Origin of the sequence: Streptomyces sp. NBC_01320 (assembly GCF_035974375.1) — a bacterium.
Lineage (GTDB): Bacteria > Actinomycetota > Actinomycetes > Streptomycetales > Streptomycetaceae > Streptomyces > Streptomyces yanii.
This window is the reverse complement of the sequence record NZ_CP108390.1, coordinates 567,128-581,903: the sequence shown is the minus strand read 5'-3', so window position 1 is coordinate 581,903 and position 14,776 is coordinate 567,128. Positions and strand designations below refer to the sequence as shown.

Annotated in this window: 11 protein-coding genes and 1 pseudogene; 2 read left to right on the top strand and 10 right to left on the bottom strand. The window is 70.6% G+C overall.

The annotated features are described in order from the left end of the window. Nucleotides 1-233: 233 nt before the first annotated feature. The 8 genes from OG395_RS02965 to OG395_RS02930 all read right to left on the bottom strand — a co-directional run bounded on the left by OG395_RS02965 (nt 234) and on the right by OG395_RS02930 (nt 9,973). Nucleotides 234-1,499: an ISL3 family transposase gene (locus OG395_RS02965; protein WP_327241463.1), complete on the bottom strand. Its 1,266-nt coding sequence runs from the start codon at nt 1,497-1,499 to the stop codon at nt 234-236. A 338-nt stretch (nt 1,500-1,837) separates the two neighbouring features. Further along, the gene (locus OG395_RS02960) at nt 1,838-2,836 is read right to left on the bottom strand and encodes an ABC transporter ATP-binding protein (RefSeq protein WP_327241462.1); all 999 of its coding nucleotides are present in this window, start codon (nt 2,834-2,836) and stop codon (nt 1,838-1,840) included. 4 nt (nt 2,837-2,840) lie between these two features. Then, nucleotides 2,841-3,692: an ABC transporter ATP-binding protein gene (locus tag OG395_RS02955; RefSeq protein ID WP_266993526.1), complete on the bottom strand. Its 852-nt coding sequence runs from the start codon at nt 3,690-3,692 to the stop codon at nt 2,841-2,843. Next, on the bottom strand, nt 3,689-4,630 hold the full coding sequence (locus tag OG395_RS02950) for an ABC transporter permease (RefSeq protein WP_266993528.1): 942 nt from the start codon (nt 4,628-4,630) through the stop codon (nt 3,689-3,691). The genes OG395_RS02955 and OG395_RS02950 overlap by 4 nt, the downstream gene beginning before the upstream one ends. Continuing rightward, on the bottom strand, nt 4,627-5,661 hold the full coding sequence (locus tag OG395_RS02945; RefSeq protein WP_327241461.1) for an ABC transporter permease: 1,035 nt from the start codon (nt 5,659-5,661) through the stop codon (nt 4,627-4,629). Before OG395_RS02945 ends, OG395_RS02950 begins: the two co-directional genes overlap by 4 nt. Next, nucleotides 5,658-7,250 carry an ABC transporter substrate-binding protein gene (locus OG395_RS02940; RefSeq protein ID WP_327241460.1) on the bottom strand — a complete coding sequence of 531 codons (1,593 nt, stop codon included), beginning with the start codon at nt 7,248-7,250 and terminating at the stop codon, nt 5,658-5,660. The genes OG395_RS02945 and OG395_RS02940 overlap by 4 nt, the downstream gene beginning before the upstream one ends. A 54-nt stretch (nt 7,251-7,304) precedes the next feature. Next, a complete protein-coding gene (locus tag OG395_RS02935) occupies nt 7,305-8,903 on the bottom strand; it encodes a hydantoinase/oxoprolinase family protein (protein WP_266993534.1) in 1,599 nt (532 codons plus the stop codon). After that, nucleotides 8,900-9,973, bottom strand: coding sequence for a DUF917 domain-containing protein (locus OG395_RS02930; RefSeq protein ID WP_327241459.1), 1,074 nt, complete (start codon nt 9,971-9,973; stop codon nt 8,900-8,902). Before OG395_RS02930 ends, OG395_RS02935 begins: the two co-directional genes overlap by 4 nt. Nucleotides 9,974-10,063: 90 nt before the next feature. Here OG395_RS02930 and OG395_RS02925 point away from each other — a divergent pair, with 90 nt between their 5' ends. After that, nucleotides 10,064-11,539: a PucR family transcriptional regulator gene (locus OG395_RS02925; protein WP_327241458.1), complete on the top strand. Its 1,476-nt coding sequence runs from the start codon at nt 10,064-10,066 to the stop codon at nt 11,537-11,539. Nucleotides 11,540-11,769: 230 nt separating this feature from the next. On the opposite strand, the pseudogene OG395_RS02920 reads toward OG395_RS02925, so the two are convergent. Beyond that, nucleotides 11,770-12,111: pseudogene (locus OG395_RS02920) on the bottom strand (transposase); the annotation flags it as partial. Between the two features lie 133 nt (nt 12,112-12,244). Here OG395_RS02920 and OG395_RS02915 point away from each other — a divergent pair. Next, on the top strand, nt 12,245-13,342 hold the full coding sequence (locus OG395_RS02915; protein WP_327241457.1) for an integrase core domain-containing protein: 1,098 nt from the start codon (nt 12,245-12,247) through the stop codon (nt 13,340-13,342). A gap of 673 nt (nt 13,343-14,015) precedes the next feature. On the opposite strand, the gene OG395_RS02910 is transcribed toward OG395_RS02915, so the two are convergent. Continuing rightward, entirely contained in the window at nt 14,016-14,774 is a 759-nt protein-coding gene (locus OG395_RS02910) for a hypothetical protein (RefSeq protein WP_327241456.1), read from the bottom strand. Between the last annotated feature and the right edge of the window lie 2 nt (nt 14,775-14,776).

The window sequence follows — 14,776 nt, the reverse complement described above, 5'->3', positions numbered from 1 at the left end:
TGGTCCGCGACGGCCCGAGCTGTGCGAGGGCTGCCGGACCGCCATCGGTGAGGGCGGCGGCTGGAGTTCGTGGGTGTCGGCGGACACCCGGATCCACCCGGTCCACACCGCTGGGCCTGCGGATCTGACGCTGCATCACAAGGCGGCGTATATCGCCTAATTGGGAGGCCTTTCAAGGCGGTTCACCCCTCGTGGGTGGGCCGCATTTCGGGCTCTCCTGCCGTATGTGTGGGTCATCGGGTTGCGAGTTGACGGCCGGGGAGGGTGGGTTTGTCTCCTGCGAGGGTGAGCATGACGAGGGCGATGATGGCGTCGGCGGAGTGGAAGCCGAAGCCGCGGCGGATGATCAGGCGGGTCTTGGTGTTCGTGGATTCGATCAGCCCGTTACTCATCCCCGTGATCAACGCGGCCCGGATGGCGTCGTAGTGCCGGACGATTCGGCGTTGGAGACCGACGAAGGCATCGATGCGGCAGCGTCGGGCCCAGCCGATCCATCGGTCCAGTGCCGTGAGGGCCGCGGTGGGACGGGTCTTGGCCAGGGTGAACACCATCCGCAGGGCCTCCTTGAGGCGCCAGGCGCGGTGCAGGCGGGGGTCGGTGGCTTGGATCCAGGCGAGTTTGGCGATCTGCCGGTCGGTGAGGTCGGCCTCGTTCTTCCACAGCGCGAAGCGGGAGTCCTTCAACGCCCGGGCCCGTTCGCGGTCGTCGGCTTCGCGGCGGGCGCGGTTCCAGGAGGCCCGGCGCTCGGTGTCCAGGGCGTCGGTGGCCCAGGCGACGATGTGAAAGGGGTCCATGACACGCACGGCGCCGGGGACGCGTTCGGCGAGGACGTCGGCGATCCAGCTCGCACCGTCGGCGCTGATGTGAGTGAGCCGCGGGGCGCGTTGCTCTCCCAGGGTGTCGAAGAAGCGGTGCAGGACGTCCTTGCCGTGACCGTCGGCCATCCACACCACCTTCGCGGTGTCGTGGTCGACCACCACGGTCATGTACTTCTGACCCTTGCGGTAAGAGATCTCGTCGATCCCGATCCGGCGCAGACCGGACAGCCGGTCACGATCACGGTCGCGGTCGGTGACGTGCCGCTCGACGATGGCCCCGACCGTCCGCCACGAGGTCCGCATCAGCGCGGCCGTCGCGGACTTGGAACATTCGGCAGCCATCCAGGCCGTCTGCTGGTCGAAGCCTCGGGTGTGTCCCGCACCGTGCCTCGCCCAGGGCATCGATGTCACCGTCGGCCCGTGCACCCGGCAATCCACCCGGGGCGCGTCGGCCTCCAGGAACACCTTCACCACCCCGTGGTCCAGATCCCGCCAGCGGCGCCGGCCCCGCCCGGCGTCGTACCGGACCGCGGGTCTGCGACAGATCCCGCATCGCTGCCGACGTCGCGCGTCGGACCGTACCGACACGATCACACACTGTTCGGACCCGTCCCAGCGGACACCCTCGACCACGGCGTTTTCGACCGTCAGGGTCCGCTTCCATATGCTGAAGGTAGACACGCCGTTTCCTTGCAAGATCAAGCTTGTGACTAGACACCTCAAGCCTTGCAGGAAGCGGCGTGTTTCATGTATCACCGCAGGTCACAGCACCCACACATACGGCAGGAGAGCCGCATTTCGCTTGGTCGGGCCTGGTGCGGGGTTGAGGGGGCATGGTGGGGCACCGCGCGGCGACGGGGCGCCGTGACCCGTGTGCCGAGCTGCGGTTTTCCGCGGCTTCGGGGAATCCTGCGGGTGCTGGTTCCGGCGGCCGGGGGTGCTCGCTGCGCCGCGGATGAGTTCGGCGGGACGCCGTTCTTGCGCATGCGCTCCAGAACCCAGGAGGGACTCGGCAGCACTCACACGGTCGGAGCGTCAGGGTGTGGACCGGTTTCTCCGTCCGCCGCGTGGCAGGCCACGTTGCGGACGCTGGTCAGTGGGCGCAGGGCGGGGGTTGAGGTGGCGCACCGGTCGAAGGCCGCGGGGCAGCGGTGGCGGAAGGGGCAACCGGAAGTGGCGGCTTGGGTGTCGGTGCGCTCTGTCCGGGGAGGAGTGGCGCTGCTTCGGCCCTCGCTGTTCGTTGTGCCGAGGCGAGGTACGGCGTCGCGCAGGGCGACGGTGTAGGGGTGTGCCGGGGAGGCGAGGACCTCGGAGGCGGGTCCGGACTCGATGACGCGGCCAGCGAAAAGGACGTGGACGGTCTCGCAGAGCCGCGGGACGACCGCGAGGTTGTGGGTGATCAGCAGGTAGCGCAGGCCCGCCGTGGTGCGCAGGTCTTCGAGCAGGTCGAGGACACGGGCCTGGACGGTGACGTCGAGGGCGCTGGTGGGCTCGTCGAGGATCAGCAGTGCGGGGTCGACGGCCAGCGCCCTGGCGATGACGACGCGCTGCCGCTGGCCGCCGGAGAGTTGGTGCGGGAGGCGCCCGGCGAGCTGCGAGTCGAGGCCGACGGACTCCAGCAGCACCTCGATCGAGGGGCCCTCGTCCTTGCGCAGGCGCAGGGCCTCTCGCAGCGAAGTGCCGATGGTCATCCGTGGGTTGAGGGCCTCCGAGCCGTCCTGGAAGACGGGCTGGACGCGGGAGCGGTAGTCCCTCCTGGCGGCGCGGTGCAGCTTGTGGATGTCCTGCTCCGCGAACCGCACTGTGCCGGCGCTCGGCTTGACCAGGCCGAGGAGGGCGCGGGCGATGGTGGTCTTGCCCGACCCGCTCTCGCCGATGAGTGCGACGCCGCCCCTCGCGCCGGCTCCGGCGGACTCAGCGGCCGAGTCCGGAGCCGTCCCGGCGCTGAGGGAGAGCGAGACGCCGTGGACCACGGTGTTGCGCCCGTAGGCGACGGTCAGGTTGTCGGCGGTCAGCATGCGCTCACTCTCCAAGGGTGGGAACGGCGGCGAGCAGTTCCCCGGTGTAGTCGGCCGACGGGGCGGCGAGCACGTCGGTGGCCGGGCCGGACTCGACGACGTGTCCGTGTCGCATGACGACGATGTGGTCGGCGATCCGGGAGACCACCGCCAGGTCGTGCGAGACGAGGACGAGGGCGATGCCATGCTCGGCCCGCAGCCGGTCCAGCAACTGCAGTACCGCCGCCTGGACGGTGACGTCGAGCGCGCTGGTCGGTTCGTCGGCGAGGACGACGTCCGCGCGTAGCGCGACCGCCATGGCGATGGCGAAGCGCTGGGCCTGGCCGCCGGAGATCTGGTGCGGGTAGCGGCGCAGCAGGTCCGGGTCGAGCATGACGTCGCGCAGCGCGTCGTCGGTGCGTTGCCGGACCTCGGTGCCGCGGATGCCGTGGCGGGCGAGGACCCGCCGGATCAGCGTGCCGAGCCGCATCGTGGGGTTGAGGGAGGACTGCGGGCTCTGGCTGATGAGGGCGATGCGGGCGCCGCGCAGAGTGTTGAGAGTCTTCTCCGGAGCGCTGACGACATCGGTGTCGCCGAGCATGATGCGGCCGGAGACCCTCAGCCCGTCGGTCAGGCCGAGCATGGCGTGCAGGGTCGTGCTCTTGCCGGAGCCGGACTCGCCGACGATGGCCACGCAGGCCCCGGCGCGGACGTCGAGGTGCGGCAGGGAGGCGAGCAGCCGGGCGTCGTCACCGTCGCCGACGCGGACCTGGAGGTCGGTCACGGTGAGGGCGGACCGGTCAGGGCGGGGACGGCCGGAGACGATGCCCGCGGTCCCGCTGTCCTCGTCTCCGTCGCTGTCGCGGTGAGGTCTCATCTGGTCAGCTCCCGGTGCGGGTCCAGGGCGGAGCGCAGGCCCTCGCCGAGCACGTTGAAACAGAAGGCGGTGAGCAGGATGGCCAGGCCCGGGAAGGCCACGACCCACCAGTCGGTGATGAACAGGTCCTGGCCCTGCTGGACCATCAGGCCCCACTCGGCGGTGGGCTCCTGCGGGCCCAGGCCCAGGTAGGACAGGGCGGCGGAGGTGAGGATCACGCCGCCCGCGTCGAGTGAGAGCTGGACCAGGACGGGCGTGACGGCGTTCGGGAGCACGTGGCGCAGCACGATCCGGGTCCGGGTGACGCCGAGGCAGCGGGCCGAGTCAACGAAGCCGCGTGTGCGGATGGTGGTCGCCGCGACGCAGGTCATGCGCGCGTACCAGGGCCACCAGCCCACCGAGATGGCGATGATCGCGCTCCCGGTTCCGGCCTGGAGTACGGCGGCCAACGCGACGGACAGCAGCAGTGCGGGGAAGGCGAGGAAGATGTCCGTGATCCGCATGATCACGTCCCTGACCACGCCACCCGCGTACCCGGCGACCACGCCGAGCGGTACGCCGACCAGAGCGGAGAGGGTCAGCACGGCGGCCGCGACGGTGAGGGAGGTGCGGGCGCCGTACAGGACGCGGGTGAGCAGGTCGCGGCCGACGGCATCGGTGCCGAACCAGTGCTGTGCACCGGGGCCTGCCAGCGTGTCGAGGGGGTGGGTCGCGTGCGTGCCGTCGGCGGGATAGGGGGCCAGCCACGGGGCGAGGACCGCGCCGAGCACGATCAGGATCAGCACCACCGCTCCGACGTGCCGGGACCAGCCCAGGAGCCGTCGGACGCGTCCGCGCCGCGGCGCGGACGCGGGCCCCGAGGCGCTGTGGGGGACGGGGACGTTGCCGGTTGCCGTGACGGGGAGCGGGGGAGCCTGCGTGGGGGAGCCGTCGGTCATGACAGTCTCACTCTCGGGTCGATGACCGCCTGGGTCAGGTCCACCAGCAGGTTGGTCAGCACGTACGTCAGCGCGACGACGACGGTGACGCCGGCGACGGCGGGGGCGTCGGCGGAGGTGATGGCCGACGAGGCGTAGCGCCCCAGACCCGGCCAGTTGAAGACCTGCTCCACCAGGAACGCGTTCACCAGGGAGAACGCGAAGACCAGGGCGAGCAACGCCAGCAGCGGACCGGAGGCCGGTCGCAGCGAGAACCGGGTCAGCACCTGCCATCGGGAGAAGCCGTAGGCGCGTTCGAGTCGGGCGTGCGGGGCGGCGACCTCCTCCAGCAGCGCGGCGCGGGTCATCTGTGCGACCACGCCGACCGGGTAGGCGGCCATGACCAAGGCCGGAAGCACCAGATGGGCGAGGGCGCTGCCGAGGACGGGCCAGTTGCCGGTCAGCAGTGAATCGAGCAGCGTCAGGTGGGTGAGGTGCTGGAGCGGGCTGGTCTGGTTCAGGCTCGGCGTGTACTCCCCGGCGACGGGGAACCACCCCAACTGCGCGGCGAACAGGTTCTGGACGGCCAGGGCCAGCAGGAAGGCCGGCACCGACACCGCCAGCATGGAGGTCATCCGCACCGAGCCGTCGCCGACCGCGCGACCCCATCGGCCCTTGCCACGACGCAGGTGCGCGCCGAGCAGGCCCAGCGGCACCCCGACCGCGACCGCCAGTACCAGGGCGCAGCCGACCAGTTCGAGCGTGGCGGGGAGGGCGGTCGAGATGTCGGCCAGGACGGTGCGCCGGGTGTGCAGACTGGTCCCCCAGTCGCCGCGGATGAGGCCCGTGACGTAGCGCCACAGCTGCTCGGACAGCGGTGCGTCGAGACCGAGCTGCTTGCGGACGGCGGCCAGCTGCCTGGCCGTGGCGCGCGGGCCGGCGTAGGTGACGGCCGGGTCGCCTGGAACGAGACGGGTGATGGCGAAGGTCAGGGCGACGACACCCGCGACGACCAGGGCGGATTGGGCGAGGCGTTGGGTCAGGTACCTCATGGCGACGGCTCCAGGTCGTAGACGAAGACGACGTCCGGGTAGGCGGGGTTGTCCCGGTAGCCGGTGATGCCGCTCGCGTAGACCCGCTGGTAGGTGTTGACGAACAGCGGCGCCGCCGCGGCGTGCTGCTCCAGCAGTTGCCGCTGCAGCAGGGCGTAGTTGGCCCGTGCGGCGGCCGGGTCGGTCGCGGTCAGCTGCGGGATCGCGTCGATCTCACGGTCGACGACCGGGTCGTCGAGGTAGCTGAGGTTGAAGGAGACCGGCTGCGCGGAGTGGAACAGGTTGATGAACCAGCCGTAGGCGCTGGCGTAGTCCGCGTACCAGTACATGAGCAGGATGTCCTGGCGGTGCGCAGGGTCGGCGAACTTGGCCTGCGCCCACTGCGCGTTCCACTGCATGGGCCTGGCGTCGAGGGTGATGTTCAGGCCCTGCAGGTCGGAGGAGAGCAGGGTGACGAGGAGCTGCTGGGCGTCGTCCCCTTGCGCGTAGGTGAGGTTGAGTGTCAGGTGCTTCCCGCCCGGGCCGTAGCCGGCCTCGGCCAGCTGTTTCCGGGCCAGGGAGAGGTTCTGGTGCCGTGTCAGCGAGGGGTCGTTGCCCGGGAGGCCGCTGGGGATGAGCCCCTGGGCCGGGCCGACGGAGCCGTGCAGGGCGGCGAGCAGGCCGTCGTAGTTGATGGCGTTCTGCACGGCCTGCCGCAGTCGCACGTCCTTGAGCGGTCCGGCGGCGGTGTTGAAGAACGCGATCATGTTCTGCAGTGACGGGGTGGCCTGGGTGGCGAGCGATCGGAAGTGCGTCGCCTCCTTGAACAGCTCCGGGTTGAGCTGGGCGACGAAGTTCACTTCGCCGGTCTCCATGGTCTGCCAGGCGGTGGTGACGTCGGGGGTGTGGTTGAAGACGATCTGGCGGTAGTGCCGCCCGCTCCAGCCGGCCCAGTACCCGGTGGAGGCGTTGAGGGTGACTTCGGCCTCCTGTCCCTGGTTCCAGGCGGCGACGGTGTACGGGCCGGTACCGGTGTCGTGGCCGGCCTCCAGCCAGTTCTTGAGCGCGCCGGGTTTCACCCCGGGCGGGGTGGTGTCGTAGATGTAGGCGCCGTAGTCGGAGGAGGCGATGACGTCCATCGGCGCCGCGTAGGAGAGGTGGAACACCAGCGTGGCGGGGTCCGGGGTGTCGATGGAGCTGACGGCGTCCCAGATGTAGGCGGCACCGCCCTGCGCGGCGACGGTCCGTTCGATGGCGGCCTTGGCGGCCTGCGCGGTCACCGGGGCGCCGTCGTGGAACCGCACGCCCCGGCGCAGGTGGAAGGTCCAGGTGCGGCCGTCCGCCGAGGAGGCCCAGGAGGTGGCGAGCTGCGGCTTGACGGCCCGGGTGGCCGGGTCGTACCGGGTGAGGGACTCGTAGACGTTCTGCAGGACGATGAGTTCGTTGGAGTACGAGGTCGCCGGGTCCCAGTCGGTGACGACGTCCCGGTGGTAGGAGTAGGTGAAGGTGGGGGAGAACGCGGTGGCGGCCTGGGGTGTGCCGCCGGCGCAGCCCGCGACGCACAGGGCGACGGCCGCGGCGAGCGTCGGCAGGCGAAGTCGCCGTGCCATGGGGGCCTCCTGCTGTGGTTGGGGAGAGGGCCGGGGGGTGCCGGGGCTGGGCGGTTACAGGTCGCCGAGCGGGCCTGCGGCCTTGACACGCAGGCGCAGGGCGGGTTCGTTGAGGTAGCTGAGCGGGACTTCGTTGATCTCGACGACCTCGACGGCGGAGGGCGCGCCGCCGGCCTGGATGGCGCGGTGACGGGCGGCCTCCTCGGCGGCGGCGATCGCCTCGGCGCGCCCCTGACCCGCCGGGATGATCGTTTCGACGGTGCCGCTGACCATGGCGATCGCGGCGCCGACGGCGTTGGCCACATCGCCGTGGTCGGGGCGGACCACCTCGCTGACGCCGGGCAGGTCGTCGGGGATCAGGAAGGCTCCGCCGCCGACGACGACCAGCGGCCGGTCGGCCTTGCCGAAGGTGATCCGGTCCACCGCGTCGGCGAGCCTGGCGTCGGCGTCGGCCAGGGCCTGGCGCAGCCGGGCGTGGGCGGCGCCCGGGATCCGGCCGGCCGACAGGCCCGCGCCGCGCCCGGCCAGTACGCCGGCGTCGGTCAGCGTCGCGGTGCCGCCGCCGAAGACGAACGCCTCGCGGCTGATCCGGTAGCCGACGGACTCCGGGCCGATTTGGCCGTCGGGACCGATGACGGTTCCGCCGCCGAGAGCGAGGGCGAGGATGTCGGGCATGCGGAAGTTGGTGCCGACCCCGCCGATCTCGACGCCGGCCGCGGACTCGCGCGGGAACCCGGCCACCAGCGCGCCGAAGTCGGTGGAGGTGCCGCCCACGTCGGCCACGATCGCGTCGTCCAGCCCGGACAGGCAGGCCGCGCCGCGGATGGAGTTCGACGGACCGGAGCCGATGGTCAGGACCGGGTAGTCCGCGGCGTAGTCCATCGTCATCAAGGTGCCGTCGTTCTGGGCGAAGTACGTCGCCGCGTCCAGGTCGCGCGCGGCCAGGGTCTGGTGCAGTCCGTCGCGGACCGTGGCGATCACCTGGTAGAGCGCGGCGTTGAGGACCGTGGCGTTCTCCCGCTCCAGCAGGCCGAGCGAGCCGACCTCGTGGCTCATCGAGACCTGCACGCCGTCGCCCAGGTGCTTGCGGACCAGCTCGGCGGCGGCCAGCTCGTGGTCGGTGAAGGCCGGACTGAACACACCGGTGAGCGCGACCGCGTCGACCCGCCCGGCCACCGTGTCGAGGAAGGCCCGCAGCCGGTCCTCGTCGAGCCCGCTGATCGGCCGCCCGTCGACGTAGTGGCCGCCCGGCAGTACGGCCGACCCTGCGGCGATCGCAGACGCCAGGTCCCCCGGCCATGACTGCAACGGCGGGACGGAGGTGGTGGCCGGACCGCCGAGGCGGACCGCGGCGACCCGGCCGAGGCCGCGCCGCTCCAGGATCGCGTTGGTGGCGTGCGTGGTGCCGAGCATCACCCGGCCGACGCGGCCGGCGTCCTCGCCGACCGCGTCCAGCACGGCGGTCAGCGCGCTGCGCAGTCCGGTGGTGACGTCGGCGCTGGTGGCCTGCTTGGTGCGGGCGATGACCGTGCCGTCGGCGGTCAGCACGACGGCGTCGGTGTTGGTGCCGCCGACGTCGATGCCCACGCGCAGGTCGCGGGCGCCGGGCGTGGTGCGCGCCGGGACAGTGGCGCGGAGCGTGGTCGTGGTCATCGCAGGTCCTCCACCGGGGTGTAATCGAGGTCGTAGCCGAACGCCCTGGGCCCGGCGATCTCCAGTCCGCGTGGGGTGCGCCACAGCGGGTGACAGGGCCAGGACAGGACGGTGATGCGCTGTCCGTAGCGCAGTGACTCGGTCGAGACCGCGTCGGCGGTCTCCGCGTCCACCACGGTGATCAGGTCCGGGACGCAGGCGCGGACGCGGCCGTCCTCGAACGCGACCAGGTTCTCGTTCTGGATCTCCACGCGCAGCATCCGGCCGCGGTCGCCGCCGGTGCCGTCCACGATGAGACTGCCGCGGACGAAGCCGCCGCCGGTGCGGCGCTCCACGTCCACGACCTTGCCGGTGATCAGCGTCGTGGCCCGCAGCAGCTCCGCGAGAGCCTTGACCGGTTCCCCGCTGTCGGCGACGGTCCGGCCGATCCACACCGCCGAGCTGACCGAGCCCTCGACGACCGCGCCGTGCAGTTGTCGGCCGGTCATCACGTAGTCCGCCATCAGCGCCGAGCCGCCGCAGGCGACGGCCACCGCCCGCGCGATGGCCTCGGACCACGGTCCGTCCACCGGGCGGATCGTGGAGAGGTTGCCCTGCACGTCGGCCAGCACGATCAGGTTGACCGGCAGGCCCGCGATGTTCTGCGAGACCATCTGGACCTCCGGGAAGGCGCGGCCCACGCTGTCAGCGTCCACCAGCGGCACGCCCAGCCGGGCGGCCCACGCCACCGCGCCGACGCCATTGCTGCCGCCGATCTCGCTCGCCATCACCGCCGAGACGGGGCGGCCGAAGATGCGCTCCACCTCGGCCGCGATCAGCACGGGCTCCTCGCCGCTCATCGGCATCTCGTGCGAGACGGTGGGCGCGCCGATCCCCGAGAGGGGCAGCACCAGCCCGTCGTCCGGAACCTTGGCCAGCGGGACGACCAGGACGTCGCCGTACCGGCTCAGGGCGTGCCCGGCGGCCAGCAGACCGCTGTCGACGCTCCCGCCGCCACCGGTCCCCAGCACGCCACAGCCACGTGCGAACGCGGGAAGGTCGTCGGGTGTGATCCGATCAATCGGTTGCATGCCGATCAGGGTGGCCGACAGGTGAACCGACCGGATAGTGGCAGCAACACAAGTCTTTCCAGACCGTTGTGACACTGGCACACTCCAGGCATGCCGTACGTCGCCGACCTGCTCGGACGCGGGTCGCCCATCCCCTTCGCGCTCCTCGCGGGACCCGCGGCGGAGACCGAGCTGACCTCCGTCGCCGCCGTGGAGTCGCTCCGCTCGCTCGAGCACGTGCCGCCCGGCGCGCTGGCCGTCGTCACCGGTCGCTCCACCGCGCGGGCGGCCGGCTACCAGGTCGACGTCGCCATCCGCACCGCCGCCGAGCGCGGCGTCCCGGCCCTCCTGCTGATCGGCGTCGCGGATCTGCCGCGCACCGCCGCGCACCTCGCCACGCGCGCGGGCATCGCCGTGCTCTCCGTCCCCGAGGACGTGGACGTGGCCAAGGTGGTGCTCCAACTCGGGCAGGTCATCCGCGGCGACGCCGCCGACACACTCGCCCGCGCCGACGCCGCACTCGACGCGCTGCGCACCCCGGGCGAGTCACCCACCGAGTTGCTGGCCCGGGTGAGCGAGGCACTGGGCTGCCCGCTCACCCTGACCGACGAGCCGGACCAGGGTGAGCCGGTGTGGGTCGCGGGTCGCTGCCGAGGCAGTGTGGCGGGACCGAAGGACGACGCGGTCCGCCTCGTGCTCCCCGCCGTCGCCGCGGCGGTGTCCCTGCAGCGCACCCACGCGCTCGAACGCGAGACGGCGCCCGGAGCGGCCCGCTCCGAGGTCGTTGCCGAACTGATCCTCTCCGAGCGCGCCCAGGCCGGCCAACTCGCCGAGCGGGCCCGGATGCTGGGCTTTCCCGTGGACGAGGTGCACACGGTCGTCCGAGTCCGGACCGGAGCGGCGACGGGTGTCACGGCCGGCACTTCGGACGGCGGCGGAACCGCCCATGCGGACCTGGCCGAGGACCGGCGTCTCGCCGAGACGTTCGCCCTGCTCGTCCACCAGACCCGGCACCCCACGCACGAGAGGTGGAACGCCGCCCGCCTGGCCGATGACCTCCTGCTGATCGCGACCGGTCGCGCCGAAGTGCCGGAGCACCGGATCCGGGAGGCTCTCACCTCGGTGCGGGCCGCACTCGCCGTCGAACATCCCGCCGCAGACCTGCACTTCGGAATCGGCACCGCGCACCGCGGCATCGACGGCCTGCGGCAGTCCGCGCTCGAAGCGCGGGCCGCGGCGGACGTGGCCGCACGCAAGCACATCGCCGTTCACGCCTTCGACGCCACAGGGCTCAGCCGCATCCTGGCCGCCGTGTCGGGTTCGCCACTCTCCCGCCGCGCGGTCGACGACCTGCTCGCCCCCCTCGACGTCTTGGGCCAGGACGAAGCCGTCGAGGCCATCACCACCCTCGGCGCCTACCTCGCCGCCCGGGGCTCCCTCAAGGCCGCAGCCGCCCGGCTCCGCCTGCATCCCAACACCGTCGGCTACCGAGTCCGCCGCATCACCGCCCGGCTCGGCGCCGACCTGGACGACCCCGACACCGCCTTCGCCCTTCAACTCGCCTGCCGAGTCCGCCTGCAGGACTGACTCTTAATCAGCGGGTCTGGGGTTCGAGTCCCTGGCGGCGCACATTGCTCAAATTGCAAGCTCCGCCGGCGTCACGAGTGTCCTGCAGCTGATGGTGCGTGCCCTGGCCAAGTAGAACGCCGACGGCACCAAGGAGGGCCGGAACGTTGCTGACGTCCTGGACCGCCTGCTGGACGAGTCCTGCGGCGTCACCGTCATCGCGGAGCTAGGGTGCGTTTCGAAAGTGCTGGTCACAGCCACTCGTTGATGGCTGCGACCAGGACGGTCACCTCGTACCGGACGGCGAGCTTGTCGTATCTCGTGGCGACCGCGCGGTGGCGCTTGAGGCGATTGATGCCGCACTCCACCGCGTGGCGCTCTTTGTAGTCGGCCTTGTCGAACTTCGGCGGCCGGCCACCGTGGGGGCCGCGTTTCTTGCGGTTGGCGAACTGGTCGCGCTTCTCCGGTATCGTGCAGCGGATACCGCGCTTGCGCAGGTAGGTGCGGTTCGCGCGGGAGCCGTACGCCTTGTCGGCACGAACCTTGTCCGGCCGGGTGCGCGGGCGGCCCGGCCCGAGCCTGGGCACCCGGATACGGCGTTGCGCTTGCCGATAACCTCATCCGCCCTGGTCGGAGCTGGTGTGCGGGGTGTACGGGATGTCGAGCGCGGTCGGTCGAGTCTGCGCCGTCGCGCGGCTATCGATCAACGCGGCATGATGACCAACCGTGCTGCTGCGACTGGCTTACCTCGGTGTGACGAACACGTTCGCCATGCTGCGCCTGCTACCGATGAGCGATCGGGACAAGGACGTGGAGATCCTCGCCCTGCGCCACCAACTGTCGGTGCTGGAGCGTCAACTCGGCAAGGCGAAGGTGCGGTTCAACCCGAGCGATCGAGTGTTTCTGGCGGCGCTGCTGCATCGGCTTCCGCTGGACGTACTGCGCCGGCTACGGCTGCTCGTTCAGCCGGACACCGTGCTGCGCTGGCACCGCGACCTGGTCGCACACCGTCACGCTGCCGCGTCACGCCCGAAACGACCGGGACGGCCGCGTACCGTGCAGTCCATCCGCGTTCTTGTCCTGCGCCTGGCACGGGAGAACCCCAACTGGGGCTACCGCCGCATCCACGGCGAACTACTGGTCCTCGGCGTGAAAGTGGCCGCCTCCACCGTCTGGGAGATCCTGCGGGACGCCGGGATCGACCCGTCACCCGAACGGAGCTCGAGTACCTGGGCGGACTTCCTGCGTTCCCAGGCCGAGGCCCTGCTGGCCTGCAACTTTTTGGAGACGGTCTCCTTGTCCGGGGCGCGGCTGTTCGTGTTCGCGGTGATCGAGCACGGCAGTCGCCGGATCCGCATTCTGGGTGCGACCGCGCACCCGTCCTGCGCTTGGGTGGTGCAGGCCGCGAAGAATCTGGTCATGGACTTGGAGGACACAGGCTGCCGGGCGCGGTTCTTGATCCGGGACCGGGACGGAAAGTTTTCCGACCTGTTCGACACGGTCCTGCGGGATGCGGGGATAGAGGTCGTGCTCAGTGACGTCCAGATGCCGCGAATGAACTCGATCATGGAACGCTGGGTGCAGACCTGCCGACGCGAACTGCTGGACCGCACCTTGATCTGGAACCAGCGACATCTGATCCACGCCCTGCGCGAGTTCGAACACTTCTACAACTCCCATCGGCCGCATCAGGGCATCGCGAATGCCCGCCCGCTGTATCCATTGCCCACGCCGATCACCGATCCGGACGAGATCACCCGCCTCGACATACGCCGCCGCGATCGCCTCGGCGGCATTCTCCACGAGTACCGACATGCCGCATGACCTCAATGGATGACGTTTTCGGCAAGGGCAAGATCCTGGTGGTTAATTGGCGCAGCGTCACAGCAGCGGGTCGTGGGGTCCCGAATCCTGTCTGGTTTGTCGGCAATGCGGGTGCGCTCGCTTCGACGCCTTCGGTGCCTGGATACGCTGAGTAATTAACCACCAGGGTCGGGCAACACCGGACGGCGCATTGACGGATCCCAGGTCAACGTAGGTCTCAGGCATGCGCCGATTGTGCCTTCCCAGTACGACGGGGGTCGGTGGGGGGTATCGGCACCCGTCGCCGGAGCCTCCGCGCTCTGGTGACAGGGGCACACCGTCACGGCTTCACTCAAATGAGTGACAGTCGCTGTCCCGTCTCATTAGATCTTGCAGGGATGGGGGCGTTGACCTGCGGGGTGACAGGTTGGAGTGGGACACAGGGAGGGCTTGAGGGGGCGTCCTGGAGACCGGTGCACGGGTGCTGATCGCATGTCTCGTCGATCATGACGAGGAAGGTTCGCCTGAGCTGGGGAGTGTCAGGAAGCCGGGACGTCCGTTGGCAAAGTTCTCATCGAAGGTGGCAGTTTCCGGGTCGGACCCCGCGGCAGCTCGTGACGTTCAAAGACGGGTGGTCGTGCTCAGCGATGGTTGGCCACTTGGGTTCGATCGGTGATTGCTGAGACTGGGCGCGTCAGCGGGCGGGTGCGGGGCCATCGGACTGTGCGAGTTCGGTCAGCATGGGCTGAAGACGCGCGGCCAGAGCCGGGTCAGTGCGCTCAAGCTCCTGGTCCAGCGCGGCAGCGACGGCTTCGAGTGTGCGCCGGAGCTCCGCCTCGTCGAGCGATCGGACCAGGGTCGTCTCCAACGGTCCAGTCACGTTATGCGACAGCAGGTGAGCCCCCTTGGCGTAGCTGGTGGGGTGCCCCAGGCGAAGGCAGGCCAGCGCAATCACCTGGTCGCGGACGGCGCTGATCCAGTGCTCGGCCTGCCACCACCTGCGCCTTTCGATGCATACGCGTGCGTGGAGGGCGTGGTGCCAAGCCAGGCCGGCGAGATGGTCGCGGGCGGGCGGACCGGCGGTTTCGAGCTGGGCGGTTTGACCGAATACGGTGCGCCAGGTGGGTCCGAGCGGGCCGAAATCGTCCGAGGGAGTGAAGGCGACGTCGACCTCCAGCCAGCCCGGGAGGAGGAATACCCGGTAGGTCGTGGAACCGGACGGCAGGTCCCAGTGGTGCTGGGCGGCGAATTCTCGGTAAAGCGTTTCGGTCCAGCGGGCCAGAGCCGGGCCGAGCTCACCGTTGATGGCGAACGCCAGGTCGATGTCCGACCAGCGGTCGTCCCCACCGACTGCTGCGGAGCCGGTAATCGCGGCGCCTGCGACGTCGGGATCAGCCTCTGCCAGCGTGAGGAGCTGCGCTCGGACCTGTTCCCGGTGATCGACGTCGAACATGG

Excerpts from the sequence above, each read along its gene's own strand:
- OG395_RS02960 (WP_327241462.1), bottom strand. The coding sequence starts at position 2,836 with ATGCTGACCGCCGACAACCTGACCGTCGCCTACGGGCGCAACACCGTG.
- OG395_RS02955 (WP_266993526.1), bottom strand. The coding sequence starts at position 3,692 with ATGAGACCTCACCGCGACAGCGACGGAGACGAGGACAGCGGGACCGCG.
- OG395_RS02950 (WP_266993528.1), bottom strand. The coding sequence starts at position 4,630 with ATGACCGACGGCTCCCCCACGCAGGCTCCCCCGCTCCCCGTCACGGCA.
- OG395_RS02945 (WP_327241461.1), bottom strand. The coding sequence starts at position 5,661 with ATGAGGTACCTGACCCAACGCCTCGCCCAATCCGCCCTGGTCGTCGCG.
- OG395_RS02940 (WP_327241460.1), bottom strand. The coding sequence starts at position 7,250 with ATGGCACGGCGACTTCGCCTGCCGACGCTCGCCGCGGCCGTCGCCCTG.
- OG395_RS02935 (WP_266993534.1), bottom strand. The coding sequence starts at position 8,903 with ATGACCACGACCACGCTCCGCGCCACTGTCCCGGCGCGCACCACGCCC.
- OG395_RS02930 (WP_327241459.1), bottom strand. The coding sequence starts at position 9,973 with ATGCAACCGATTGATCGGATCACACCCGACGACCTTCCCGCGTTCGCA.
- OG395_RS02925 (WP_327241458.1), top strand. The coding sequence starts at position 10,064 with ATGCCGTACGTCGCCGACCTGCTCGGACGCGGGTCGCCCATCCCCTTC.
- OG395_RS02910 (WP_327241456.1), bottom strand. The coding sequence starts at position 14,774 with ATGTTCGACGTCGATCACCGGGAACAGGTCCGAGCGCAGCTCCTCACG.